21 protein-coding genes are annotated in these 22,074 nt (G+C 71.8%); 16 read left to right on the forward strand and 5 right to left on the reverse strand.

The annotated features are described in order from the left end of the window. Window positions 1-149: 149 nt before the first annotated feature. The 8 genes from ACZ44S_RS00685 (at window position 150) to era (ending at window position 7,311) form a co-directional block, all read left to right on the forward strand. Window positions 150-1,478 carry an MFS transporter gene (locus ACZ44S_RS00685; RefSeq protein ID WP_466922711.1) on the forward strand — a complete coding sequence of 443 codons (1,329 nt, stop codon included), beginning with the start codon at window positions 150-152 and terminating at the stop codon, window positions 1,476-1,478. A gap of 499 nt (window positions 1,479-1,977) precedes the next feature. Continuing rightward, the gene (locus ACZ44S_RS00690; protein ID WP_466922714.1) at window positions 1,978-3,048 is read left to right on the forward strand and encodes a PhoH family protein; all 1,071 of its coding nucleotides are present in this window, start codon (window positions 1,978-1,980) and stop codon (window positions 3,046-3,048) included. A 12-nt stretch (window positions 3,049-3,060) separates the two neighbouring features. Beyond that, entirely contained in the window at window positions 3,061-3,558 is a 498-nt protein-coding gene (gene ybeY / locus ACZ44S_RS00695; RefSeq protein ID WP_466922717.1) for an rRNA maturation RNase YbeY, read from the forward strand. Further along, complete coding sequence (locus ACZ44S_RS00700; protein WP_466922720.1) at window positions 3,555-4,865, forward strand: hemolysin family protein; 1,311 nt, start codon at window positions 3,555-3,557, stop codon at window positions 4,863-4,865. The genes ybeY and ACZ44S_RS00700 overlap by 4 nt, the downstream gene beginning before the upstream one ends. Then, entirely contained in the window at window positions 4,862-5,221 is a 360-nt protein-coding gene (locus tag ACZ44S_RS00705; RefSeq protein WP_466922723.1) for an MmcQ/YjbR family DNA-binding protein, read from the forward strand. Before ACZ44S_RS00700 ends, ACZ44S_RS00705 begins: the two co-directional genes overlap by 4 nt. A 42-nt stretch (window positions 5,222-5,263) precedes the next feature. Continuing rightward, window positions 5,264-5,617 (forward strand): cytidine deaminase, encoded by a 354-nt coding sequence (locus tag ACZ44S_RS00710; protein WP_466922726.1) that lies wholly within the window; start codon window positions 5,264-5,266, stop codon window positions 5,615-5,617. Between the two features lie 152 nt (window positions 5,618-5,769). Next, window positions 5,770-6,249 carry a hypothetical protein gene (locus tag ACZ44S_RS00715; protein WP_466922729.1) on the forward strand — a complete coding sequence of 160 codons (480 nt, stop codon included), beginning with the start codon at window positions 5,770-5,772 and terminating at the stop codon, window positions 6,247-6,249. Between the two features lie 108 nt (window positions 6,250-6,357). Further along, entirely contained in the window at window positions 6,358-7,311 is a 954-nt protein-coding gene (gene era / locus ACZ44S_RS00720) for a GTPase Era (protein ID WP_190166148.1), read from the forward strand. 186 nt (window positions 7,312-7,497) lie between these two features. On the opposite strand, the gene ACZ44S_RS00725 is transcribed toward era, so the two are convergent. Genes ACZ44S_RS00725 through ACZ44S_RS00735 form a run of 3 tightly spaced genes read right to left on the reverse strand, consistent with a single transcriptional unit; the run spans window position 7,498 to window position 10,223 of the window. Next, window positions 7,498-8,808 carry a GH1 family beta-glucosidase gene (locus tag ACZ44S_RS00725; RefSeq protein ID WP_466922733.1) on the reverse strand — a complete coding sequence of 437 codons (1,311 nt, stop codon included), beginning with the start codon at window positions 8,806-8,808 and terminating at the stop codon, window positions 7,498-7,500. Window positions 8,809-8,864: 56 nt separating this feature from the next. After that, window positions 8,865-9,131 (reverse strand): protealysin inhibitor emfourin, encoded by a 267-nt coding sequence (locus ACZ44S_RS00730; protein ID WP_466922736.1) that lies wholly within the window; start codon window positions 9,129-9,131, stop codon window positions 8,865-8,867. Window positions 9,132-9,152: 21 nt separating this feature from the next. Further along, window positions 9,153-10,223, reverse strand: coding sequence for a M4 family metallopeptidase (locus tag ACZ44S_RS00735; RefSeq protein ID WP_466922739.1), 1,071 nt, complete (start codon window positions 10,221-10,223; stop codon window positions 9,153-9,155). A 328-nt stretch (window positions 10,224-10,551) separates the two neighbouring features. Between ACZ44S_RS00735 and leuA the strand changes: the two genes are divergently transcribed. From leuA to ACZ44S_RS00750, 3 genes are all read left to right on the forward strand, one after another. Next, window positions 10,552-12,273: a 2-isopropylmalate synthase gene (gene leuA / locus ACZ44S_RS00740; protein ID WP_466922742.1), complete on the forward strand. Its 1,722-nt coding sequence runs from the start codon at window positions 10,552-10,554 to the stop codon at window positions 12,271-12,273. 186 nt (window positions 12,274-12,459) lie between these two features. Next, entirely contained in the window at window positions 12,460-13,164 is a 705-nt protein-coding gene (locus tag ACZ44S_RS00745; RefSeq protein WP_466922745.1) for a TerB family tellurite resistance protein, read from the forward strand. Between the two features lie 96 nt (window positions 13,165-13,260). Beyond that, entirely contained in the window at window positions 13,261-14,229 is a 969-nt protein-coding gene (locus ACZ44S_RS00750; RefSeq protein ID WP_466922748.1) for an FAD-dependent oxidoreductase, read from the forward strand. Here the strand turns inward: ACZ44S_RS00750 and ACZ44S_RS00755 are convergent. Next, window positions 14,219-15,445, reverse strand: a complete 1,227-nt coding sequence (locus tag ACZ44S_RS00755) for a GNAT family N-acetyltransferase (RefSeq protein WP_466922751.1) — start codon at window positions 15,443-15,445, stop codon at window positions 14,219-14,221. The two genes, ACZ44S_RS00750 and ACZ44S_RS00755, sit on opposite strands and share 11 nt — an antisense overlap. Before the next feature lie 186 nt (window positions 15,446-15,631). On the opposite strand from ACZ44S_RS00755, the gene ACZ44S_RS00760 reads away from it, so the two are divergent. Genes ACZ44S_RS00760 through ACZ44S_RS00770 form a run of 3 tightly spaced genes read left to right on the forward strand, consistent with a single transcriptional unit; the run spans window position 15,632 to window position 19,686 of the window. Continuing rightward, on the forward strand, window positions 15,632-17,713 hold the full coding sequence (locus tag ACZ44S_RS00760) for an MMPL family transporter (RefSeq protein ID WP_466922754.1): 2,082 nt from the start codon (window positions 15,632-15,634) through the stop codon (window positions 17,711-17,713). A 60-nt stretch (window positions 17,714-17,773) separates the two neighbouring features. Then, on the forward strand, window positions 17,774-19,027 hold the full coding sequence (locus ACZ44S_RS00765) for a sensor histidine kinase (RefSeq protein ID WP_466922757.1): 1,254 nt from the start codon (window positions 17,774-17,776) through the stop codon (window positions 19,025-19,027). Beyond that, window positions 19,024-19,686 carry a response regulator gene (locus ACZ44S_RS00770; RefSeq protein WP_466922760.1) on the forward strand — a complete coding sequence of 221 codons (663 nt, stop codon included), beginning with the start codon at window positions 19,024-19,026 and terminating at the stop codon, window positions 19,684-19,686. Before ACZ44S_RS00765 ends, ACZ44S_RS00770 begins: the two co-directional genes overlap by 4 nt. Before the next feature lie 10 nt (window positions 19,687-19,696). Here the strand turns inward: ACZ44S_RS00770 and ACZ44S_RS00775 are convergent, their stop codons facing one another. After that, on the reverse strand, window positions 19,697-20,032 hold the full coding sequence (locus ACZ44S_RS00775) for a hypothetical protein (RefSeq protein ID WP_466922763.1): 336 nt from the start codon (window positions 20,030-20,032) through the stop codon (window positions 19,697-19,699). A 228-nt stretch (window positions 20,033-20,260) separates the two neighbouring features. On the opposite strand from ACZ44S_RS00775, the gene ACZ44S_RS00780 reads away from it, so the two are divergent. After that, window positions 20,261-21,385: an abortive phage infection protein gene (locus tag ACZ44S_RS00780; protein ID WP_466922766.1), complete on the forward strand. Its 1,125-nt coding sequence runs from the start codon at window positions 20,261-20,263 to the stop codon at window positions 21,383-21,385. Between the two features lie 74 nt (window positions 21,386-21,459). Next, a complete protein-coding gene (locus ACZ44S_RS00785; protein WP_466922769.1) occupies window positions 21,460-22,074 on the forward strand; it encodes an ArsR/SmtB family transcription factor in 615 nt (204 codons plus the stop codon).

The raw sequence follows: 22,074 nt of genomic DNA on the forward strand, positions 1-22,074 counted from the left end.
AAGAGTGATCCAGATCACACCTGGCGCCCTCCCGTTGCCCTCCCCCGGCTTGATACAAATTGCCCGCGCGCTCCTGTCGCTCGACGGTCGTCGCTCCCCTTTTTCTCTCGCATTTCGCACCGTCCCTTTCGCATGCCCTGGGAACGCCCGTGTTCGCCCCTCGCACCACCCCCTGGCCCCTCGTCGCCCTTTTCACGGCCGGGTACCTCGCCCCGTATCTGCTGCCGACCACCGTCGGCCGCCTGGAACGCGGGCTCGACCTCTCCGCCACCCAGGCCGGGGCCGTCGGCAGCGCGCTGCTGCTGAGCTCCGCCACCGCCGGGTTCCTGCTCGCGTCCCGCGTGGAGCGGGTCGGCGCGCGGACCATGGCCCGGCTCGGTCTCGTCCTGGCCGTCATCGGCTACGGCGGGGCCGCCCTCACCAGCGCCGTACCGGCCGTCGTCGCCGGTGCGGTGATCGGCGGCTTCGGCTCCGGCACGGCCACGACGGTCGCCGCGACCCGGATCGCCGCCGAACGGGATCCGCACCGGGCGTCCACGCTGGGGCTGCTCAGCGTCTCCGCGCTCGCGGGCCTGGTGTACCTGACGGTGCCGCATCTGCCGGGGCACGGCCTCACGCTGGCCGCCATCGCCCTCACCGCCGTGGCCGTCTGGCCGCTGACTTCCCGGCTGCCGGCCGGCACGCCCGCTCCCCGTGTCACCGGACCCGAGCCGGCCTCCCCCCGACTGCCGCACCGGCGTTCGGGGCTGGTCCTGGCGGGCGCGATGGTGCTGTGGTCGCTCGCGCAGAACGCCCTGTGGGGCGTGAGCGGACGCATCGGGGTGGGCCAGGCCCATCTGTCCGAGCCGACCGTGGGCGTCGTCTTCGCGGTGGCGCTGGGCGCCGGGCTGCTGGGCGTCGTCGGCGCCGGCGCGCTGGGGTCACGGCTGGGGCGCGCGCTGCCCATCGGCGGCGGCACGGTCCTCATCGCGGGCTGCATCGTGCTCAGCGCCTCGGCGACCGGGCTGGCCGGCTTCGCCGCGGGTGAGATCGCCTGGAACACGGTCTACCCGGTCGTCCTGTCGTACCTGATCGGGCTGGCCGCCTCGCTGGATCCGCGCGGGCGGTGGGCCGTGCTGGTCGGCTCGGCCTCCTCGCTCGGCACGGCGGCGGGGCCGCTCACCGGCAGCGTGCTGTCCGCGCAGGCCGGGTTCCCGGTGATGGGCGCGGTGCTCGGGGCGGGCCTGCTGGTAATCGCGCTGCCGATGACCGCGGTCGCGCTGCACACCGGCGGGCGTCCGCTGCTGCCGGGCGCGGTCCGCCGTCGCGGCGGCCACCCGGCGGCTCTGGTCGCCGCGGGGTCGGGTGCCCCGAGCGGTGCGGTGCCCGAGGTCGGCGCCCCGGAGCAGCCGGTGGTGGAGATCCCCCTCGACGGCACCCCCGCCCCGACGCGTCGCGCGTACGACACGGCGGCGGCAACCCGGGTACCGGGCGCGTAGCCGCGGGCGGCCCCGGCTCGGTGGTCCGGGAGGCGAGGGGCGGCCGGTCCCACCTCAGGGGCGCGGGGAACTGCGCGATCGGCCCCCACCGCGCCGCAGTGGTCCTGAGTCCAGGGCCCCACGGCCGCGTAGCCGCGGGTGGCCCGGCTCGGTGGTCCGGGAGGCGAGGGGCGGCCGGTCCCACCTCAGGGGCGCGGGGAACTGCGCGATCGGCCCCCACCGCGCCGCAGCGGTCCTGAGTCCAGGGCCCCACGGCCGCGTAGCCGCGGGCGGCCCGGCTCGGTGGTCCGGGAGGCGAGGGGCTGCCGGTCCCACCTCAGGGGCGCGGGGAACTGCGCGATCGGCCCCCACCGCGCGGCAGTGGTCCTGAGTCCAGGGCCCCACGGTGAGTAAAAGGCCTACGGAGTTGTCACCCCTCCGTCGTACCCTGGGAGAGGCGAGGCCGCCCTCAGTCGCGCGGCCCTGAAGAGGAGGATCCGCAGGCCTTCAGAGCCGGCCCATGACTCAGACACCCACAGCTCACACCCCCGCGCAGGGACAGGCGAGAGTGCATTTCACCGTCCCCGCCCAGCACCCCATGGTGACCGTGCTGGGGTCCGGAGACTCCCTCCTGCGCGTGATCGAGAAGGCCTTCCCGGGGGCCGACATCCATGTCCGGGGCAATGAGATCAGCGCGGTCGGCGACGCCACGGAAGTCGCCCTCATTTCGCGCGTGTTCGACGAGATGATGCTGGTGCTCCGCACCGGGCAGCCGATGACGGAGGACGCAGTGGAACGCTCGATCGCCATGCTCAAGGCGAGCGAGGACGGGGAGAGCGACGGCCAGGAGACCCCGGCCCAGGTGCTCACGCAGAACATCCTGTCCTCGCGTGGCCGCACGATCCGCCCCAAGACGCTCAACCAGAAGCGCTACGTGGACGCGATCGACAAGCACACCATCGTCTTCGGCATCGGCCCGGCGGGTACCGGCAAGACGTATCTCGCCATGGCCAAGGCGGTGCAGGCCCTGCAGTCCAAGCAGGTCAACCGCATCATCCTGACCCGGCCCGCGGTCGAGGCGGGGGAGCGGCTCGGCTTCCTGCCGGGCACGCTCTACGAGAAGATCGACCCGTATCTGCGCCCGCTGTACGACGCGCTGCACGACATGCTCGACCCCGACTCCATCCCCCGCCTGATGGCGGCGGGAACGATCGAGGTCGCGCCGCTCGCGTACATGCGCGGCCGCACGCTCAACGACGCGTTCATCATTCTCGACGAGGCCCAGAACACCAGCCCCGAGCAGATGAAGATGTTCCTCACCCGCCTCGGCTTCGACTCGAAGATAGTGATCACGGGCGACGTCACCCAGGTCGACCTGCCCGACGGCACGAAGTCCGGACTGCGGCAGGTGCAGGACATCCTGGAGGGCCTGGACGACGTCCACTTCTCCCGGCTGTCGTCCCACGATGTCGTCCGGCACAAGCTGGTGGGCCGTATCGTCGACGCGTACGAGCAGTACGACAGCAAGCACGGCACCCAGAACGGCACCCACAAGGGCGGCCGCGGCAAGTCCGGGCACAAGGGGAAGTAGACCGAGCACCAGATGTCGATCGACGTCAACAACGAGTCCGGAACCGAGGTCGACGAGCAGGCGATCCTCGACATCGCCCGCTACGCGCTCGCGCGGATGCGCATCCACCCGCTCTCCGAGCTCTCGGTGATCGTGGTGGACGCCGGTGCCATGGAGCAGCTGCACATCCAGTGGATGGACCTGCCCGGCCCGACGGACGTCATGTCGTTCCCGATGGACGAGCTGCGGCCCCCGTCCAAGGACGACGACGAGCCCCCGCAGGGGCTGCTCGGCGACATCGTGCTCTGCCCCGAGGTCGCCGCCCAGCAGGGGCAGGAGGCGGAGACGCGGCACACCATGGACGAGGAGCTCCAGCTGCTCACCGTCCACGGTGTGCTGCACCTGCTCGGTTACGACCACGAGGAACCGGACGAGAAGGCCGAGATGTTCGGCCTGCAGGCCGCCATCGTGGACGGCTGGCGTGCGGAGCGGGGCCTCACCGGCCCGTCCCCGGCCCCCACCGTGTCATGAGTCCGACCCTCGTGCTCGGCGCGATCGCCCTGGTGGTGGTCGCCTGGCTGGCCGCCTGTGCGGAGGCGGGCATCGCGCGTGTCTCCAGCTTCCGCGCCGAGGAGGCCGTACGGTCCGGCCGCCGGGGCAGTGCCCGGCTGGCGCAGATCTCCGCGGACCCGACCCGCTACCTCAACGTCGCGCTGCTGGTGCGGGTCGTCTGCGAGATGGCCGCCGCGTCGCTGATCACCTACGGCTGCCTCAGAGAGTTCGACGGGACCGCCGAGGCCCTGCTGATCGCCATCGCGATCATGGTCCTGGTGTCGTACGTCGCCGTCGGGGTCTCCCCACGCACCATCGGCCGCCAGCACCCGCTGAACACGGCCACGGCCGCCGCGTACGTCCTGGTGCCGCTCGCGCGGGTCATGGGCCCGATCCCGTCGCTGCTGATCCTCATCGGCAACGCGCTCACCCCGGGCAAGGGCTTCCGGCGCGGACCCTTCGCCTCCGAGGCGGAGCTGCGCGCGCTGGTGGACCTGGCGGAGGCGGAGTCGCTGATCGAGGACGAGGAGCGCCGCATGGTGCACTCGGTCTTCGAGCTCGGCGACACGCTGGTGCGCGAGGTCATGGTGCCCCGCACCGACCTGGTGGTCATCGAGCGGTACAAGACCATCCGGCAGGCCCTCACGCTCGCCCTGCGCTCCGGCTTCTCCCGCATACCGGTGACCGGCGAGAGCGAGGACGACATCGTCGGGATCGTCTACCTCAAGGACCTGGCCCGCAAGACGCACATCAGCCGCGACGCCGAGAGCGAGCTGGTGTCCACGGCGATGCGCCCGGCGTTCTTCGTGCCCGACACCAAGAACGCCGGCGACCTGCTGCGGGAGATGCAGAAGGAACGCAACCACGTCGCCGTCGCCGTCGACGAGTACGGCGGCACCGCCGGCATCGTCACCATCGAGGACATCCTCGAGGAGATCGTCGGCGAGATCACCGACGAGTACGACCGTGAGCTGCCGCCCGTGGAGGAGCTCGGCGAGGACCGCTACCGGGTCACCGCCCGCCTCGACATCACCGACCTCGGCGAGCTGTACGGGCTGGAGGAGTTCGACGACGAGGACGTGGAGACGGTCGGAGGGCTGCTCGCCAAGCGGCTCGGCCGGGTGCCGATCGCGGGCGCCTCCTCCGAGGTCGAGCTCCCCGACGCGCGCACGCTGCGGCTGACCGCGGAGTCCTCGGCCGGACGCCGGAACAAGATCGTGACCGTGCTGGTGGAGCCGGTGGGTCCCGCGGATCCGCCCGCGGGCGAGGAGGCGGGGCCGGAGTGACCCCGGGGCGACTGCGCACGCTGTGCCTGTCCTTCAACGCGGCCGTGGAGGACTTCCCCTTCAACCCGGAGACCTCGGTCTTCAAGGTCGGGGGCAAGCTCTTCGCGCTGACCGCCCTGGACGCGCGGCCGCTGAGGGTGAACCTCAAGTGCGACCCCGAGGACGCGATCCGGCTGCGCGCCGAGCACCCGGGGCTGATCGTCCCCGGGTACCACATGAACAAGCGCCACTGGAACACCGTCACGGCGGACGGCTCCCTCCCCGACCGCCTGGTCGAGGAACTGGTCGAGGACTCCTACGACCTGGTCGTGGCCGGCCTCCCGCGCGCCGAGCGCCTCCGCCTCGACCGCCCCTGAGGTCCCCCGCGGGTCCCTCTGTGCTCGGATTATGCTCGGATCATGACCGACAGCAGCGCGCTCGACCCCGAGGACCGCAAGATCGTCACCCTGGCCCGTTCCGCGCGGGCCCGCAACGGTGTGCCCGAGGGGGCCGCCGTACGCGACGAGACCGGGCGGACGTATGTCGCGGGCACCGTGGCCCTGGACTCTCTGCGGCTGAGCGCCCTGCGGACGGCGGTGGCGATGGCCGTGGCGTCGGGCGCGACGTCGCTGGAGGCGGCGGCCGTGGTGACGGAGGCGGGCACGGTGCCGGCCGACGACGTGGCCGCCGTACGGGATCTCGGCGGGGCGGGGACGCCGGTGCTGGTGGCCGGCCCCGACGGGACCGTCCGGGAGACGCTCACCGCGGGCTGATCCGGCGTGGCCGAAGCTCGCGGTGTTACCGCCGGTAAATAGGCCAGATTTCAACCTTGTCGCGCACTGCCTCCCGCGCATCAATGGACACCGTTCCCCCCACGGAATTCCCCCACGGAGTTCCCCCCCACACGGAAAGGGAGCCGGATTCCATGAGAGGCAAGCGATTCGGAACAGGTGTGTCCCTGGCGGCCGGTGCTCTCGCGGTCTGCGGGCTGGCGTTCGCCCCCAGCGCCGCGGCCGTCGCCCCCGGGTCGGCGACGGTCAACGCCGACTGCGGCAGCTGGGGCGGCGGCGACGCCACCCTCACGGCCACCCAGAACGGCACGTCCGCCACCATCACCATCAACACCTCCGCGGTCACCGCGCCCGTCGCGCTCAGTCAGGACTCGCTGGTCTCGGAGCTGACCATGGTGAAGGCCGGCGGCGGCACCAGCGTATTCAAGGGCACCAAGAACCCGGCCATGGCGACCGGTGACGCGCTCGAGGTCGGTCCGCTCTCCGGGACCGTGGCCTCCGGCGACAGCCTCGAGGCGTTCGGCGGCACCCTCAAGGTCACCGCGTTCGGCTTCATCACCATCACCTGCACGGCGACCGCGCCGCAGTCTCCGGGCCCGTTCGTCTTCGACTGATCCGCCGGGCGGACGGACGGCCGGTCGGGGGCCCGCACGGGAGCCCCCGCCCGGCCCGTTCCGGACGGTGGTACGGCGGTGCCTCCCGCATCAGGGAGAATGGGCGGCATGAGTGTTCGTACCCAGTCATCCGAGCAGCCGGCCGAAGCCGTCCACCGGGCCGGTTTCGCCTGCTTCGTGGGCCGCCCCAACGCGGGCAAGTCCACCCTCACGAACGCTCTGGTCGGGCAGAAGGTGGCGATCACCTCCAACCGGCCGCAGACGACCCGGCACACCGTGCGCGGCATCGTGCACCGGCCGGACGCCCAGCTGATCCTGGTGGACACCCCCGGCCTGCACAAGCCGCGCACCCTGCTCGGCGAGCGGCTGAACGACGTGGTGCGCACCACGTGGGCGGAGGTCGACGCGATCGGCTTCTGCCTCCCGGCGAACGAGAAGATCGGCCCCGGCGACCGCTTCATCGCCAAGGAACTGGCCGGCATCAAGAAGACCCCGAAGATCGCCATCGTCACCAAGACCGACCTGGTGGACGGCAAGACGCTGGCCGAACAGCTGATCGCCGTCGACCGGCTGGGCGAGGAGCTGGGCATCACCTGGGCCGAGATCATCCCGGTCTCCGCGACCGCGAACCGGCAGGTCGACCTGCTGGCCGACCTCCTCATCCCGCTGATGCCGGAGGGCCCCGCCCTCTACCCCGAGGGCGACCTCACCGACGAACCCGAGCAGGTCATGGTGGCGGAGCTGATCCGCGAGGCCGCCCTGGAGGGCGTCCGTGACGAACTGCCCCACTCCATCGCCGTGGTCGTCGAGGAGATGCTCCCGCGCGAGGACCGCCCCGCCGACAAGCCCCTGCTCGACATCCACGCCAACCTCTTCATCGAGCGCCCCAGCCAGAAGGGCATCGTCATCGGCCCCAAGGGCAAGCGCCTGAAGGACGTCGGCATCAAGTCCCGCAAGCAGATCGAGGCCCTCCTCGGAACACCGGTCTTCCTCGACCTCCATGTGAAGGTCGCCAAGGACTGGCAGCGGGACCCGAAGCAGTTGCGCCGGCTGGGTTTCTGACGTCTGACGGGGGCGGTGTCGGCATCAAGTCCCGCAAACAGATCGAGGCACTCCTCGGAACGCCGGCCGTGCGGCGGTAGCCGCATGTCGGTGCGGCCTCGACCTCCATGTGAAGGTCGCCAAGGACTGGCAGCGGGACCCGAAGCAGTTGCGCCGGCTGGGTTTCTGACGGCACAGGGGTAGCTCTCAGCGGTGCTGCTCGCGCAGGAGCTCCCGGTACCAGCCGTACGACGTCTTCGGGGTCCGTGTCAGGGTGTCGAAGTCGACGTGGACCAGGCCGAAGCGGCGGGCGTAGCCCTCGGCCCACTCGAAGTTGTCCATCAGGGACCACACGAAGTAGCCGCGCACGTCCACGCCCGCCTCGACCGCCCGGTGCAGCGCGCGGATGTGGCCGTCGAGGAACGCGATCCGGTCCCGGTCGTCCAGACCGTCGTAGGCGCAGCCGTTCTCCGTGACGACCACCGGCGGAAGGCGGTCGCCGTAGCGGGCGCGGAACGCGGTGAGGACCTCCGTCAGCGCCTCCGGATCCACCGGCCAGCCGAAGTCGGTCACCGGGCGGCCCTCGATCCGCCGTACCGAGAAGGGCAGTTCGGCCGGCATCCGGACACCGCCGAAGTCGATCTCCGTGCCCTGCGGCGCGCCCACGCTCGTCGGCGCGTAGTAGTTGATCCCGTACCAGTCCAGCGGCTCGGCGACGACCGTCAGGTCCGCCTCGACGTCCCCCGGCATCAGCTCGCCGATGCCCTCCGGGTAGCGGCCGAGCAGCAGCGGGTCGGCGAACATCCGGTTCACCAGGACGTCGTAGAAGTCGGCCGCCGCCACGTCCGCCTCGTCCTGTGACGCCGGCCAGGTCGGCGCGTGGGAGTTGGCGATCCCGATGTCACCCGCCCCCGCCGCCCGCAGCGCCCGTACCGCCAGACCGTGCGCGAGGAGCTGGTGATGGGCCACCGGCAGCGCGTCGAAGAGCAGGGTCCGCCCGGGCGCGTGCACGCCCAGCGCATGCCCCAGCAGGGTGTGCTCGGCGGGTTCGTTGAGTGTGATCCACTTCTTCACCCGGTCGCCCAGCCGCTCGGCGACCTCCGACACGTACTCCGCGAACCGCTCCGCCGTGTCCCGCTCCAGCCAGTCGAGACCGACCGGCAGATCCCAGTGGAACAGCGTCGGCACCGGCCGCACGCCCGCCGCGCACAGGTCGTCGACCAGCCGGTCGTAGAAGTCCAGACCGCCCTCGGCCAGCACCCTCGGCCAGGAGACGGAGAAGCGGTACGCGTCCACCCCCAGCCCGGCCAGCAGCGCCACGTCCTCGGCGTGACGGTGGACGTGGTCGCAGGCGACCGCAGCCGTCGAGCCGTCCCGCACCCGCCCCGGCTCCGCCGAGAACACGTCCCACACGGAGGTCTCGCGCTCGTCCGCCGCCCCCTCGATCTGGTGCGCCGAGGTCGACACACCCCACAGGAAGCCGTCCGGGAAGCGGGGCATCGGGTTCGTCGTCGCCATGGCCCGGATCATCCGCACCGACCCCGAGCGAAGTCAACGCCCTTGCGCCTCAGGGGTCATGCGCCCTCCTTCAGCACGCGGCCGATCAGTCTGCGCTGCTCCGGGGTCAGCCGGGGATCCGCGCAGTACACCGACCTCCCGTCCACCGTGATCCGGTAGCTGAAGCCGTCCGGCACCCCCGCAGGCGGGGCGCCCCGGCCGGCGGCGAGGGCCCGCTCGGCCAGGGCGTGCCACTCATGGGCGTCGGGCCGCCCCGAGGTGTCCACCTCGGCCTCCCGCTCGATCCCCGCGAACCCGCCCGTGCGCCGCACCTGAATACGCATGGGTCCGTGTCTAGTACGGAACTACAGCGTCCGCACCCCCACCCGCTCCCAGGCCTTCGTCACCGCCTGGAGCTCCTCGCCCTCCCCGTACCGGGCGCGCGCCGCCTTCACCGTGAGCGTGGCGAAGTCCGGGAACTGCGCGTCCTGCCCCAGCTCGCCGCCCGTCAGCACGTCGTACCAGACCTGCCCGGCCCGCTCCCAGGCGTGTCCGCCGAGCGTGGTGGCCGCCAGGTAGAAGGCGTGGTTCGGGATGCCGGAGTTGATGTGCACACCGCCGTTGTCGCGGCCGGTGCGGACGTAGTCGTCCATCGTCGCGGGCTGCGGGTCCTTGCCGAGCACGTCGTCGTCGTACGCCGTGCCGGGCTCCTTCATGGAGCGCAGCGCCTTGCCCGTGACGCGCGGGGCGAGCAGCCCGGCCCCGATCAGCCAGTCGGCCTCGTCCGCGGTCTGGCCCAGCGTGTACTGCTTGATGAGCGCGCCGAAGACGTCCGACACCGACTCGTTGAGCGCGCCGGACTGGCCGAAGTAGTCCAGGTTCGCGGTGTACTGCGTGACGCCGTGGGCCAGTTCGTGGCCGATGACGTCGACGGGGATGGTGAAGTCGAGGAAGATCTCCCCGTCCCCGTCGCCGAAGACCATCTGCTCGCCGTTCCAGAAGGCGTTGTTGTAGTCCTCGTCGTAGTGCACGGTCGCGTCCATCGGCAGCCCGTTGCCGTCGATCGAGTCACGGGCGTACGCCTTCAGGAACAGCTCGAACGTGGCACCGAGCCCGGCGTGGGCGCGGTTGACGGTGGCGTCCTTGCCGGGCGCGTCGCCCTCGCCGCGCACCTTGTGCCCCGGCAGGCCGGTGCCGTGCCGGGCGTCGTAGATCGTGCGGTGCGGCGTGCCCGGCTCCGCCTCGGCGAGCGTCGCGACGGCCGGCGCGCCGACGACCGTGGTCAGCCGTCGCTGGGTGCGCTCGTAGGCGTCGCGCCGGAGGGTCCGGCGGGCGGGACCGTGGAGCACGGGGTCCTCGGCCTGCGCGAGCCGGTCGAGGACGTGCGGCGGGACGATGGTGCAGAAGACGGGCTCGATGCCCCCGTTGGTGGTCATGCCGGAACCATCGCACTGCGTCACCGGACTGTCACCCCTCGCAACCATGATTGGTGAAATCCGCCATCACTCACCCCCCGGGACTCGCGGGAAGTGGTATACGGCACTTTTTGTCCACTTCATCCCGCCGGTCCCGCATACTGATACGGACCCTCGCACGGTGGGCGACTCGGTTAAGCTGCGGAGCATCATGCGTTTCGGGCTGCTTCTCCTTAGCTGCCGCGGTGAGGGTCTGCAATAGAGGCCGACCCCCTCCCCGCGGAGTTCGGCGCTGCGCCGTCGGCCGTCCACCAGGACACCCCGCGGACCCCCGAGGAGCCCACGCACCATGGCAAACCGCCAGCAGCCCAGTTCCATGCCGATCCAGAAGTACGGCCGCTACGAGCAGGTCGACATCCCCGACCGCACCTGGCCGGAGAAGCGGATCACCACCGCCCCCCGCTGGCTCTCCACCGACCTGCGCGACGGCAATCAGGCCCTGATCGACCCCATGTCGCCCGCCCGCAAGCGCGCGATGTTCGACCTGCTGGTCACGATGGGCTACAAGGAGATCGAGGTCGGCTTCCCCGCGTCCGGCCAGACCGACTTCGACTTCGTCCGCTCCATCGTCGAGGACCCGGACGCGATCCCGGACGACGTCACCATCTCCGTACTGACCCAGGCCCGTGAGGACCTGATCGAGCGGACGGTGGAGTCCCTGAAGGGCGCCAAGCGCGCCACCGTGCACCTGTACAACGCCACCGCCCCCGTCTTCCGCCGCGTGGTCTTCCGCGGCTCCAAGGACGACATCAAGCAGATCGCCGTCGACGGCACCCGGCTGGTGATGGAGTACGCCGACAAACTGCTGGGCCCGGAGACGGAGTTCGGCTACCAGTACAGCCCGGAGATCTTCACCGACACCGAGCTGGACTTCGCGCTGGAGGTCTGCGAGGCGGTGATGGACACCTACCAGCCCGGCCCGGGCCGCGAGATCATCCTCAACCTGCCCGCCACGGTGGAGCGCTCCACCCCCTCCACCCACGCCGACCGCTTCGAGTGGATGGGCCGCCACCTGTCCCGCCGCGAGTACGTCTGTCTGTCCGTCCACCCCCACAACGACCGCGGCACCGCCGTCGCCGCCGCCGAGCTGGCGCTGATGGCCGGCGCCGACCGCGTCGAGGGCTGCCTGTTCGGACAGGGCGAGCGCACCGGCAACGTCGACCTGGTCACCCTGGGCATGAACCTGTTCTCCCAGGGCGTCGACCCGCAGATCGACTTCTCCGACATCGACGAGATCCGTCGCACGTGGGAGTACTGCAACCAGATGGAGGTCCACCCGCGCCACCCGTACGTGGGCGACCTGGTCTACACGTCCTTCTCCGGCTCCCACCAGGACGCCATCAAGAAGGGCTTCGACGCCATGGAGGCCGACGCGAAAGCCAAGGGCGTCACCGTCGACGACATCGAGTGGGCGGTCCCGTACCTGCCCATCGATCCCAAGGACGTCGGCCGCTCCTACGAGGCCGTCATCCGCGTCAACTCGCAGTCCGGCAAGGGCGGTATCGCCTACGTCCTGAAGAACGACCACAAGCTGGACCTGCCGCGCCGGATGCAGATCGAGTTCTCGAAGATCATCCAGGCGAAGACGGACGCCGAGGGCGGCGAGATCACGCCGACCGCGATCTGGGACGTCTTCCAGGACGAGTACCTGCCCAACCCGGAGAACCCCTGGGGCCGCATCCAGGTCGCACGCGGCCAGAGCACCACCGACCACGACGGCGTGGACACCCTCACCGTCGAGGCGACCGTGGACGGCGAGGAGACCACCCTGGTCGGCACCGGCAACGGTCCGATTTCGGCCTTTTTCCACGCACTGCAGGGCATCGGCATCGACGTACGCCTGCTGGACTACCAGGAGCACACCATGAGCGAGGGCGCTTCCGCACAGGCCGCCTCGTACATCGAGTGCGCGATCGGCGACAAGGTTCTGTGGGGCATCGGAATCGACGCGAACACGACGCGGGCCTCGCTGAAGGCGGTCGTCTCGGCCGTCAACCGCGCGGCGCGCTGATCAGCCGTTTCGTGGGGTTTGAGGGGCCCCGCCCGCCGTTTGCGGCGGGCGGGGCCCCGTCGTTTACCGGCCAATGAGTGTGCAGGTCACGGGAAGGTCTCGTCGGGGGTACTGACTCAGCCTCACGGATGTGGCTAACATCACGCAAGCGCGGCGATGGTGCTGTGGCGTTGATGGAGGTGCGACGTGCTGCCAGAACGGGGACCCAACGGCCGTGCCGCCGCTGTCGGACTGTCGCGTCTCATGGGCACCCGCACCGCGTGGACGGCCGTCGGCGACGGGGAGTTCTTCTGCCCCGGCTGCGGCGGCGACCGCAACTACCAGCGGCTCACCGGACGCCGCCGCTTCACCCTGCTCGGCGTGCCCGTGCTGCCGCGCGGTGAGTCCGCACCGACCGTCGAGTGCGCCGCCTGCCGCCGCCACTACGGCACCGACGTCCTGGACCACCCCACCACCACCCGCTTCTCCGCGATGCTCCGCGACGCCGTCCACACCGTCGCCCTCGCGGTCCTGGCCGCGGGCGGCGTCTGCTCGCGCGCTTCCCTGGAGACGGCCGCGGTCGGGGTGCGCGCGGCCGGCTTCGACGACTGCACGGAGGAGCAGCTGGCCGCGCTCGTCGAGGCGCTGGAGGCCGACACCGGCCGCTTCACCGGCGAACCCTGCGCGGCGGGCCTCGCCATCGAGCTCCACGAGGCCCTCGACCCCCTCGCCCCGCACCTCGCCGCCCCCGGCCGCGAGTCCATCCTCCTCCAGGGCGCCCGCATCGCCCTCGCCGACGGCCCCTACACCCCCGCCGAACGCGACGCCCTCGCCACGGTCGGCGCGGCCCTCACCATCTGCTCGGACGACATCACCCGCCTCCTGACAGCGGCGGCCCGGACACCGTCCTGACCGGAAGCCCCGACCACGCCGGTCCGACGCCCCACCCGTAGTGATGTCATGCTGAATGCTCCGGGCAAGTCGGCGACTCCCTACAGGAGACGAGCAGTGGCGGACAGCGTTCTGGTCATCGGTGCGGGTGTCATGGGGCTGACGACGGCCGTCTGCCTGGCGGAGCGCGGAGTGGACGTGGAGGTCGTCAGCGGCCGGGAACCGGCTGCGACCACCTCGGCCGCGGCCGGCGCGATGTGGGACCCCTACCTCGTACGCCCCGCCGGACTGGTGGAGCGCTGGAGCCGCGACACCCTCGGCGCCCTGACCGCGCTGAGCGACGACGAGGACAGCGGGGTGCGGCTGGTGGAGGGAACCCAGCAGTCCCGCGTCCCGTGCGACCTCCCCGTCTGGGCACCCCTGGTCGGCGCCCGGCAGTGCACCTCCGACGAACTCGTGCCCGGATTCGTCACCGGATGGCGCTACCGGGCCCCGGTCGTCGACATGCCGCGCTACCTCGCCCACCTCGCCCGGCGGCTGCGGGACGCCGGCGGCCGGATGCGCCGCCACCACTACGACACCCTCGCCGATGTCCTGCGCGAAGGACCGGGGCCCGTCGTCGTCAACTGCGCGGGCACCGGGGCCCGCTCCCTCGTCCCCGACCCGTCCCTCGAGCCGGTACGCGGCCAGCTGGTCGTCGTCGAGAACCCCGGCATCCGCGAGTTCTTCTGCGACGACACACCCGGAGCGGAGAGCCTCGTCTACATCTACCCCCATGGGGACACCGTCGCTCTCGGAGGCACCGCCGAACCCGGCAGCTGGGACACCGACCCGGACGGCGACACGGCCCGCCGCATCGTGCAGCGGTGCGCGGAGATCGACCCCCGGCTGGCGGACGCCCGGGTGCTCGAGTGCCGGGTCGGACTGCGGCCGGCGCGACCGGAGATCAGGTTCGAGGAGGAACGTCGCGGCACCACCACGGTCGTGCACAGCTACGGCCACGGCGGCGGCGGAGTCACGCTGTCCTGGGGATGCGGCCGCGAAACGGCGGACACGGTGCTGCGGTTGCTGTCCCTCACTCCCTGATCTGCCACTGCATACGGCGCTTGGCGATCCCGGCCTCCGGACCGCGGCGGGCGAGATACAGCCACGTGCGCGCCGTGAGCGTCACGATCAGGAGCAGCGCCCACGGCCAGCTCACCGTGCCGGTGGTCACCGCGGCGGCGCCGTACAAAGGTGAGACGGCGGTGAGGACCATGAGGACGAAGCCGATTCCGGTGTTGCGGAAACGGTGGGCGATGGAGAACTCGGACCACTCGTATCCCGCGATCGCCGCACCGGCCACCAGAGCCAGGAGCAGGGTGATCCACCGGTTGTGGCCGACCCCCGCGTAGATGACCGGCAGCGTGATCAGGAACGGCAGCACGCCGCCGAACTCGGAGAGTACGTTCCCCCATTTCATGATCCGGCCGAAGGAGTTGGCGCGGATCCTTGCCAGTTCGCCGGAGGCGCTCGCGTACACGATCAGGGACAGCATGGTGCTGAAGGTCGAACCGATGAGGACCAGACGTACGTCATCGGGGAACCGGTCCGACGTGAACGAGATGCCCAGCAGGAAGGTGATGGCGGCCAGCAGCGAGCCGGAGAAGGCGATACCCGCGGCCGCCTCCCCGGACTGCAGCGACGCCGGATCGTCCCGCTCGAACCGGGTGACCTCGAAGGCGGGCCCCTCGGCCAGGGTGACCAGGCCCGTCACGGCGTGGTCGTCGGGGGCCAGGGACTGCGTGAGCTGTTCCGGCAGCGCGGCCGGCACCAGGTGGCGGGCATCGGGGTCCACATAGTCGACCCGCAGCTTGTGCTGGTACTGGATGCGAAGGCCCCCGTCCCGCCCGTGCTTGAAGACCCGGGTCCCTATGAACCCGCAGGCGAGCAGGAAGCGAGCGGCGTCCAGATCGCCGGTACCGACGACGGCGGAAATGGTGGGCCGGTCCCCGGGCGCCTCCGGGACCTCCTCGAGGATCTCCCGCACCAGCCGTGCGCCGACCCCCCGACGCCGCGCTCCGGACGCGACGGCGACCGCGCACAGACGCATGTGCCCCGGGGACGGCGACTCCGCCGCGGCACACCCCGCCACTGCTCCGTCCACCTCGGCCACCCGCACCAGGCCATGGCGCAGAAGGTGCTCCAGCGCCTCCCTCGACGGCGCCGGCCCCGCTCCGTACGAGGTCTCCAACAAGGAACGGATCCGGTCGAGTTCGGAGGGATCGGCCGGTCGTGTCGACACCGTGGTCATGAACGTCATGAATAGCCCACCGCGCACACACACGGCAACGGCATGCTCCGGCCCGGTACTCCCGCGGGAGTAGCCCCGCCCCCGTACCGCCCCCCGCAGTACCCCCCAACTCGCCCTCACGTCCGACGTTCCGGCGCCTGTCCGGCGGGAGGGTGGGGGGTGTTGCAGATGTCGGACCGGAGGGGAGCCCGTCTCATGGGGGCCGTAAGGACACGTACTCGGCGGCGGCGTGCCGTGCCGTGGGTGGTGGTGGGGCTGTGGCTGGCCGCGCTCGTGCTCGTCGGGCCGCTGGCCGGGAAGTTCGGTGAGGTGCAGCAGAACCGGGCCGTGGATTATTTGCCCGACAGTGCCGATGCGACGCAGGTGGCCAGGATTCAGGACGAGTTGCCCGGCGGTGAGTCCACCGATCTGGTGCTGGTGTACCACCGTGAGGGCGGGCTGACCGCCGCCGACCGGGAGGTGGCCGCCGGGCAGGTCGCCGACGTCGAGAGCGGCTTCGGCCTCACGGACACCCCGCGGGGCATTCCCTCCGAGGACGGCAGCGCCCTCATGTACCCGGTCTCCAGCACCGAGCCGGGCCAGGACGAGGAGGCCAGGGACGCGTTCGTCGACGGGGTGCGCGAGATCGCCGAGGGCGGCGGTGGGCTGAGTGTCGAGGTCGGCGGGCCGGGCGCGCTCAACACCGACATGGGCAAGGTGTTCGAGACCATCGACGGCACCCTGCTGATGGCCACCCTCGGCGTCGTCACCGTGCTGCTCGTGCTGATCTACCGCAGCCCGTTCCTGTGGCTGGTGCCGCTCGCCGTCGCGGGCGTCGCCGCCGCCGTGGCGATGGCCGCCGGGTACGGGCTCCACGAGCTGTTCGACGTCACCATCACCGGCCAGAGCGGCGGCATCATGACCGTCCTCGTCCTCGGCGCCGGCACCGACTACGCGCTGCTGCTCGTCTCCCGCTACCGCGAGGAACTGCGGCGCCACGAACGGCCGTACGACGCCATGCGCGCCGCCCTGCGCGGCTGCGGGCCGGCCATCCTCGCCTCCTCCGGCACCGTCGCCGCCGGACTGCTGTGCCTGCTCGCCGCCGACCTCAACAGCAGCAGGGGCATGGGGCCGGTCGGCGTGATCGGGGTGCTCGCCGCGCTCGTCGCCATGACGACTCTGCTCCCGGCCGTTCTCGTGCTGCTCGGGCGGCGCGTGTTCTGGCCGTTGATCCCCGCCTTCGGCAGTACGCCCAAGGCGCGCCGGTCGCTGTTCGCCGCCATGGGCACCTCGGCCGCCCGGCGCCCCGCCACCGTCCTCGCGGGCGGCGCCGTCCTCCTCGGCGCCCTCGCCCTCGGCACCCTCAACCTCAGCGGCGACCTCAAGCAGGAGGACGCCTTCACCGACCGGCCCGAGTCCATCGCCGCGATGCGGACCCTGGCGGAGGAGTACCCCGAGCGGAGTTCCCAGCCGCTCACCGTGATGGCACCCACCGACCGGGCCGACGCCGTACTGGACGAGGCGCGCAACACCGACGGGGTCGCGGAGGCCGCCGCCGGACGCAGCGGCGAGGGCTGGACCGAGATCTCCGTGTTCACCACCGCCACCCCCGAGTCGCCGGGCGAGACCCGCACCATCGAGGCCCTGCGCGAGGCGCTCGACGACGACCACGGTGCCTACGTCGGCGGCCCCAGCGCCCAGCGGCTCGACCTCGCCGACAGCGAGGCACGCGACCGGAAGGTGATCGTGCCGCTGGTGCTCGCCGCCGTGTTCGTGATCCTCGTGGCGCTGCTGCGCAGCCTCGTCGCGCCGCTGCTGCTGCTCGCCGCCGTGGCCGCCGTCTGGGGCGCCGCCCTCGGCATCGGCGGGCTGGTCTTCGAGCCGCTGTTCGGCTTCGCCGGCACCGACCCCGGACTCGGACTGCTGTCCTTCGTGTTCCTGGTCGCCCTCGGCGTCGACCACGGCATCTTCCTCATGCACCGCATGCGGGAGGAGTCCCTGAACGGCGCCGAACCCGAGGCCGCCGCGCTCACCGCACTGCGCACCACGGGCGGGGTGATCGCCTCTGCCGGCATCGTCCTCGCCGCGACGTTCGCCGTCCTCACCACCTTGCCCCTGGTGCCGCTGGTCGAACTCGGCTTCGTCATCGCGGTCGGTGTCCTCCTCGACACCTTCCTCGTCCGGACCTACCTCGTCACCACGGCGAGCGTGCTGCTGCGCCGCCGGCTGTGGTGGCCCGGCAGGCTCTCCCGGACCCCGGAGCCGGCCCCGCGCGAACGGCAGCCGGAACCCGTGTAGCCGCCCGCACGCGACAGCAGGGCGCCCCTCCCTCCCGGAGGGGCGCCCTCCTCCCGGAGGATGGACCCCGTGCCCACGAAGACAGCGCAGGCAGTGCAGCGCCCCCGCACCGGCGAGCGGATCATGACGGCGATCAACCGCGACCCCCTGACCGCCCCGCACGCCGTCCGCAACGACGCGATCCTCGCCGCGTGCACCGCCGTGCTCGCCACGGCGCTCGCGCTGCTCGTCGACCAAGGCCGCCGGCCCGACGCGCTCGGCTGGACGCTGCTGCTCGCCGCCCACGCTCCGCTGCCGTGGCGACGCCGCCACCCGCTGCTCGTGCTGCTGCTGGTGATGGCGCCGGTCGTGCCGTACCACGCCCTGGACAATAATCACATCGCGCCCGTCGCCGCTTCCATGGTCGCCCTCTACACGGTCGCCGCGACCAGCACACCGCGCCGCACCCTGCTCCTCGGTACCGTCCTCATCGGCACGACCCTCACCATGAACGCCCTCACCAACCCCGACGGCGTCGTGGAGCTGATCCGCATCACCGGCTGGGTCGTCGCCGTGCTCTTCCTGGGCGTCGACGTCCGCTTCTACCGCCAGTACGTCGCCGCCATCGTCGAGCGTGCCGAACGGGCCGAACGCACCCGTGAGGAGGAGGCCCGCCGCCGGGTCGCCGAGGAGCGCCTGCGCATCGCCCGCGACCTGCACGACCTGCTCGCCCACAGCATCACCCTCATCGGCGTGCAGACCTCCGTCGCCGCGCACGTCCTGGCCGCCGATCCCGAACGGCTCGACCGGACGACCGTCGCCAAGGCCCTCGACGACATCGCCGACACCTGCCGGACCGCGCGCGGTGAACTCCGTACGACCCTGGAGGTGCTGCGCGACAACGGCGGCCCCGGGGACGCCCGGGGGCCGCTGGCCGGGCTCGACGGCGTACCCGATCTGGTGGAGGCCGCGCGGCTGGCCGGGGCCCGGGTGGAACCGGCCGTCCGGGTGGAGGGTCCCGTGCCGCCCGCCGTCGGGGCCGCCGCCTACCGGCTCGTGCAGGAGGCGCTCACCAACGCCGTACGGCACGCCGGGCCCGAACCGGCGGTCCGTGTCGACCTGCGCGAGGAGGACGGCGCCCTGCACCTGTCCGTCACCGACGACGGCACCGGCCCCCTCCCCGGCGGCACCCCCGGTTTCGGCCTCGTCGGCATGCGTGAACGGGCCCGCAGCGTGGGTGGCACACTCGACGCCGGACCGGGGGAGGGCGGCGGCTTCCGGGTGACCGCGACGCTGCCGCTGACGACCGCGACACGGGAAGGGACCGCCGGATGACGATCCGCGTGCTGCTCGCCGACGACCAGACCCTCGTACGGGAGGCGTTCGCGATGCTCGTCGAGTCGGCGCCCGACATGGAGGTCGTCGGCCAGGCCGCCACCGGCCGGCAGGCGGCGGAGCTGGCCCGCACCGAGCGCGCCGACCTCGTCGTCATGGACATCCGCATGCCCGACCTCGACGGTATCGAGGCGACCCGTCTGATCGCCGCCGACGACGACCTGGCGGGGGTCAGGGTCCTCGTGCTCACCACCTACGACACCGACGAGAACATCGTGGACGCGCTGCGCGCGGGCGCCTCGGGGTTCCTGGTGAAGGACACCAGGCCGGCCGAACTCCTCGACGCCATCCGCACGGTCGCGGCGGGCGACGCCCTGCTGTCGCCCGGCCCCACGGCCCGCCTGATCGAACGTTTCCTCCGGAGCCCGTCGGCGCCGGTCGCCGCCGGCCCCGAGTGCCTGTCGGACCGTGAACGCGAGGTGCTCGCCCTGGTCGCCCGGGGCCTGAACAACACCGAGATCGCCGAGTCGCTGGGGCTGAGCCCGCTCACCGCGAAGACCCATGTGAGCCGGATCATGGGCAAGCTCGGCGTCCGGGACCGGGCCCAACTGGTGATCGTGGCCTACGAGTCGGGACTGGTGGCGCCGGGGAGGGCGTGAGCCCGGCGGCTCAGAGGGTGTGGTGCAGCCAGCGCTGGATGGTGGTGTTGATGCTGCCGGACAGCGCGCTCAGGCTCTCGATGGCCTCGCGGTCCTCGGGACGCGGCGGGATGCCGGCGGCGGTCAGCGCGGCGTGCAGCTCCAGCCGGCGGCGGTCGCGCGGGTCGATGGCGGTGCCGACGACGGTGCCGATGCGGTCGGCGGGGTGGGGCGGGGCCAGCAGGTAGTCGCCGGCCGGCTGTCCGTCCGCCGGGGGCCACCAGGCGGAGCCCGTGCCGTCCTCGACGGCGTAGGGGTCGACGAAGTCACGGTTCGGGCCGTACTCGCAAGCGGCGGTCGTGGTCATGTCGGTCTCCTCACCCAAGGGTGTCGGTTCTGCGGTACAGGAGCCCCCGCGCGGCCACCGCGGTTGCGGCGGCGGCGAAACGTCACGCCAACGGCGTCTTCGGCAGTTCATCGTCCGGTCGGACTTACTCCGCGCCTTCGGAGGTCGCGGGCGCCGCATACCTTGGTCGGCCCGCCGTAGACCGATGGCGTACGGCCCCGCGGGTGCCGGCTCGGCACAGTGGGCGGCATGGAGAACACGGGGAACGGACAACGGGGAATCAGCCGGGCGCGGTTCCTGGCCGGAGCGGCGGGGGTGGGACTCACCGCGGCGGCGGCACCGGCAGGGCAGGCACGGGCGGCGGCGCCGGGAGGGCGCGGACTGCGCCGGCACGGGGTGGTCTACACGGTGGGGGCGGGGGAGACGCCGGGCACGGCGTGGAGCGCGCGCAGGATGCGGGCCGACGTACGCGCCATCCGCGACGAGTTGCACGCCGACACGATCGACGTCACCGGCGACGGCGTGGAGCGGCTGACCGCGACCGCCGCGGAGGCCGCCGAACGCGGGCTGCACGTCTGGCTCCAGCCGACCCTCGGGGACGTGCCGGAGCGGGACATCCTCGAACACCTCGCGGAGTGCGGGCGGTTCGCGGAGCGGCTGCGCCGGCAGGGGGCGAGTGTCGAGCTGAGCGTGGGCTGCGAGTTCTGGCTGTTCGTGCCGGGCATCGTGCCCGGCGGGACGGTCCTGGAGCGCATCGAGAACCTCAAGAACGGCACGGTCGACTGGGAGGTGATGCAACGCCGCCTCGACCGCTTCACGGCGAAGGCGGCGGCGACCGGCCGTTCCGTCTTCGGCGGCCGGCTGAGCTACGCCGCCGCGCAGGACGACACGGTCGACTGGGACCTCTTCGACGTCGTCGGCATCGACTACTACTCGTACCACCCCCGGCGCCGCGATTACGTCCGCGAGCTGCGCCGCTTCCAGCGCTGGGGCAAGCCGCTCGCCATCACCGAGTTCGGCACGTGCACGTACGTCGGCGCGCCGGAGGCGGGCGGGATGGGATGGGAAGCGGTCGACCACGAGAAGGACCCGCCGGAGATCAAGGGCGGCCTGGTCCGCAGCGAGCGGGTGCAGGCCGGGTACGTGACCGATCTGCTCGACGTCTTCGCGTCGATGGGCGTGTACGCGGCGATGGTCTTCGAGTTCGTCACCCCGGACACCCCGCACCGCCCGGACGCACCGCGCTTCGACCTCGACATGGCGAGCTACAGCATCACGAAGTCCGTCAGGGACGACCCGGACGACCCGTCCTCCGGCTGGCACTGGGAACCCAAGGAGGCGTTCCACGCGGTGGCCCGGCGGTACGGGAGGTAGCACGGCAGCTGTACAAAGAACCCGTTGCAAAGAAACCCTTGCAGCAGGTTCTTTGCATAGTTATCTTTGGAGTCATGGACGAGCCTCGATCCGCGGGTCCTGGTCCCCGGGACCCGCGTGACCCCACGCTGCACAACCTCGACGCCCGCTCTCTGCGCGGACTCGCGCATCCCCTGCGCATGCAGTTGCTGAACGCCCTGCGGCGCGGCGGACCGGCCACCGCCTCCCAACTGGCCGCGAAGCTGGGCGAGTCCAGCGGGGCCACCAGCTACCACCTGCGCCAGCTCGCCGCCCACGGGTTCGTGGAGGACGCGCCGGAGCACGGCAAGGGCCGGGAGCGGTGGTGGAAGGCGGCCCACGACGGCGTGCTGTTCGACGGTGCCCTGGTCACGGACGGAGATCCCGAGGTCCGGGGGGCCGCCGACCTCTTCCTCCACGAGGTCGCCAACCAGCACACCAGGGAGGTCGCGACCTGGCTGGGCACACACGGCGACTGGCCCGAACAGTGGCGGGACGCCTGGGACATGAGCGACTGGACGCTGCGACTCACACCCGAGCTCGCGGACGAACTGAAACAGAAGATGCAGGAGCTGCTGGAGAGCTACCGGGCCAAGGCCTCCGACGCCGGAGACCCGGACACCGAGCAGGTGCGCGTCCACACCCACGTCTTCCCCATTCGTACGGACTGA

Source organism: Streptomyces malachitofuscus, assembly GCF_055571035.1.

What these genes read in the sequence shown, in the direction of transcription:
- ACZ44S_RS00690 (WP_466922714.1), top strand. Translation starts at nt 1,978, where the DNA reads ATGACTCAGACACCCACAGCTCACACCCCCGCGCAGGGACAGGCGAGA.
- ybeY (WP_466922717.1), top strand. Translation starts at nt 3,061, where the DNA reads ATGTCGATCGACGTCAACAACGAGTCCGGAACCGAGGTCGACGAGCAG.
- ACZ44S_RS00700 (WP_466922720.1), top strand. Translation starts at nt 3,555, where the DNA reads ATGAGTCCGACCCTCGTGCTCGGCGCGATCGCCCTGGTGGTGGTCGCC.
- ACZ44S_RS00710 (WP_466922726.1), top strand. Translation starts at nt 5,264, where the DNA reads ATGACCGACAGCAGCGCGCTCGACCCCGAGGACCGCAAGATCGTCACC.
- ACZ44S_RS00715 (WP_466922729.1), top strand. Translation starts at nt 5,770, where the DNA reads ATGAGAGGCAAGCGATTCGGAACAGGTGTGTCCCTGGCGGCCGGTGCT.
- era (WP_190166148.1), top strand. Translation starts at nt 6,358, where the DNA reads ATGAGTGTTCGTACCCAGTCATCCGAGCAGCCGGCCGAAGCCGTCCAC.
- ACZ44S_RS00725 (WP_466922733.1), bottom strand. Translation starts at nt 8,808, where the DNA reads ATGGCGACGACGAACCCGATGCCCCGCTTCCCGGACGGCTTCCTGTGG.
- ACZ44S_RS00730 (WP_466922736.1), bottom strand. Translation starts at nt 9,131, where the DNA reads ATGCGTATTCAGGTGCGGCGCACGGGCGGGTTCGCGGGGATCGAGCGG.
- ACZ44S_RS00735 (WP_466922739.1), bottom strand. Translation starts at nt 10,223, where the DNA reads ATGACCACCAACGGGGGCATCGAGCCCGTCTTCTGCACCATCGTCCCG.
- leuA (WP_466922742.1), top strand. Translation starts at nt 10,552, where the DNA reads ATGGCAAACCGCCAGCAGCCCAGTTCCATGCCGATCCAGAAGTACGGC.
- ACZ44S_RS00755 (WP_466922751.1), bottom strand. Translation starts at nt 15,445, where the DNA reads ATGACGTTCATGACCACGGTGTCGACACGACCGGCCGATCCCTCCGAA.
- ACZ44S_RS00760 (WP_466922754.1), top strand. Translation starts at nt 15,632, where the DNA reads ATGGGGGCCGTAAGGACACGTACTCGGCGGCGGCGTGCCGTGCCGTGG.
- ACZ44S_RS00765 (WP_466922757.1), top strand. Translation starts at nt 17,774, where the DNA reads ATGGACCCCGTGCCCACGAAGACAGCGCAGGCAGTGCAGCGCCCCCGC.
- ACZ44S_RS00770 (WP_466922760.1), top strand. Translation starts at nt 19,024, where the DNA reads ATGACGATCCGCGTGCTGCTCGCCGACGACCAGACCCTCGTACGGGAG.
- ACZ44S_RS00775 (WP_466922763.1), bottom strand. Translation starts at nt 20,032, where the DNA reads ATGACCACGACCGCCGCTTGCGAGTACGGCCCGAACCGTGACTTCGTC.
- ACZ44S_RS00780 (WP_466922766.1), top strand. Translation starts at nt 20,261, where the DNA reads ATGGAGAACACGGGGAACGGACAACGGGGAATCAGCCGGGCGCGGTTC.
- ACZ44S_RS00785 (WP_466922769.1), top strand. Translation starts at nt 21,460, where the DNA reads ATGGACGAGCCTCGATCCGCGGGTCCTGGTCCCCGGGACCCGCGTGAC.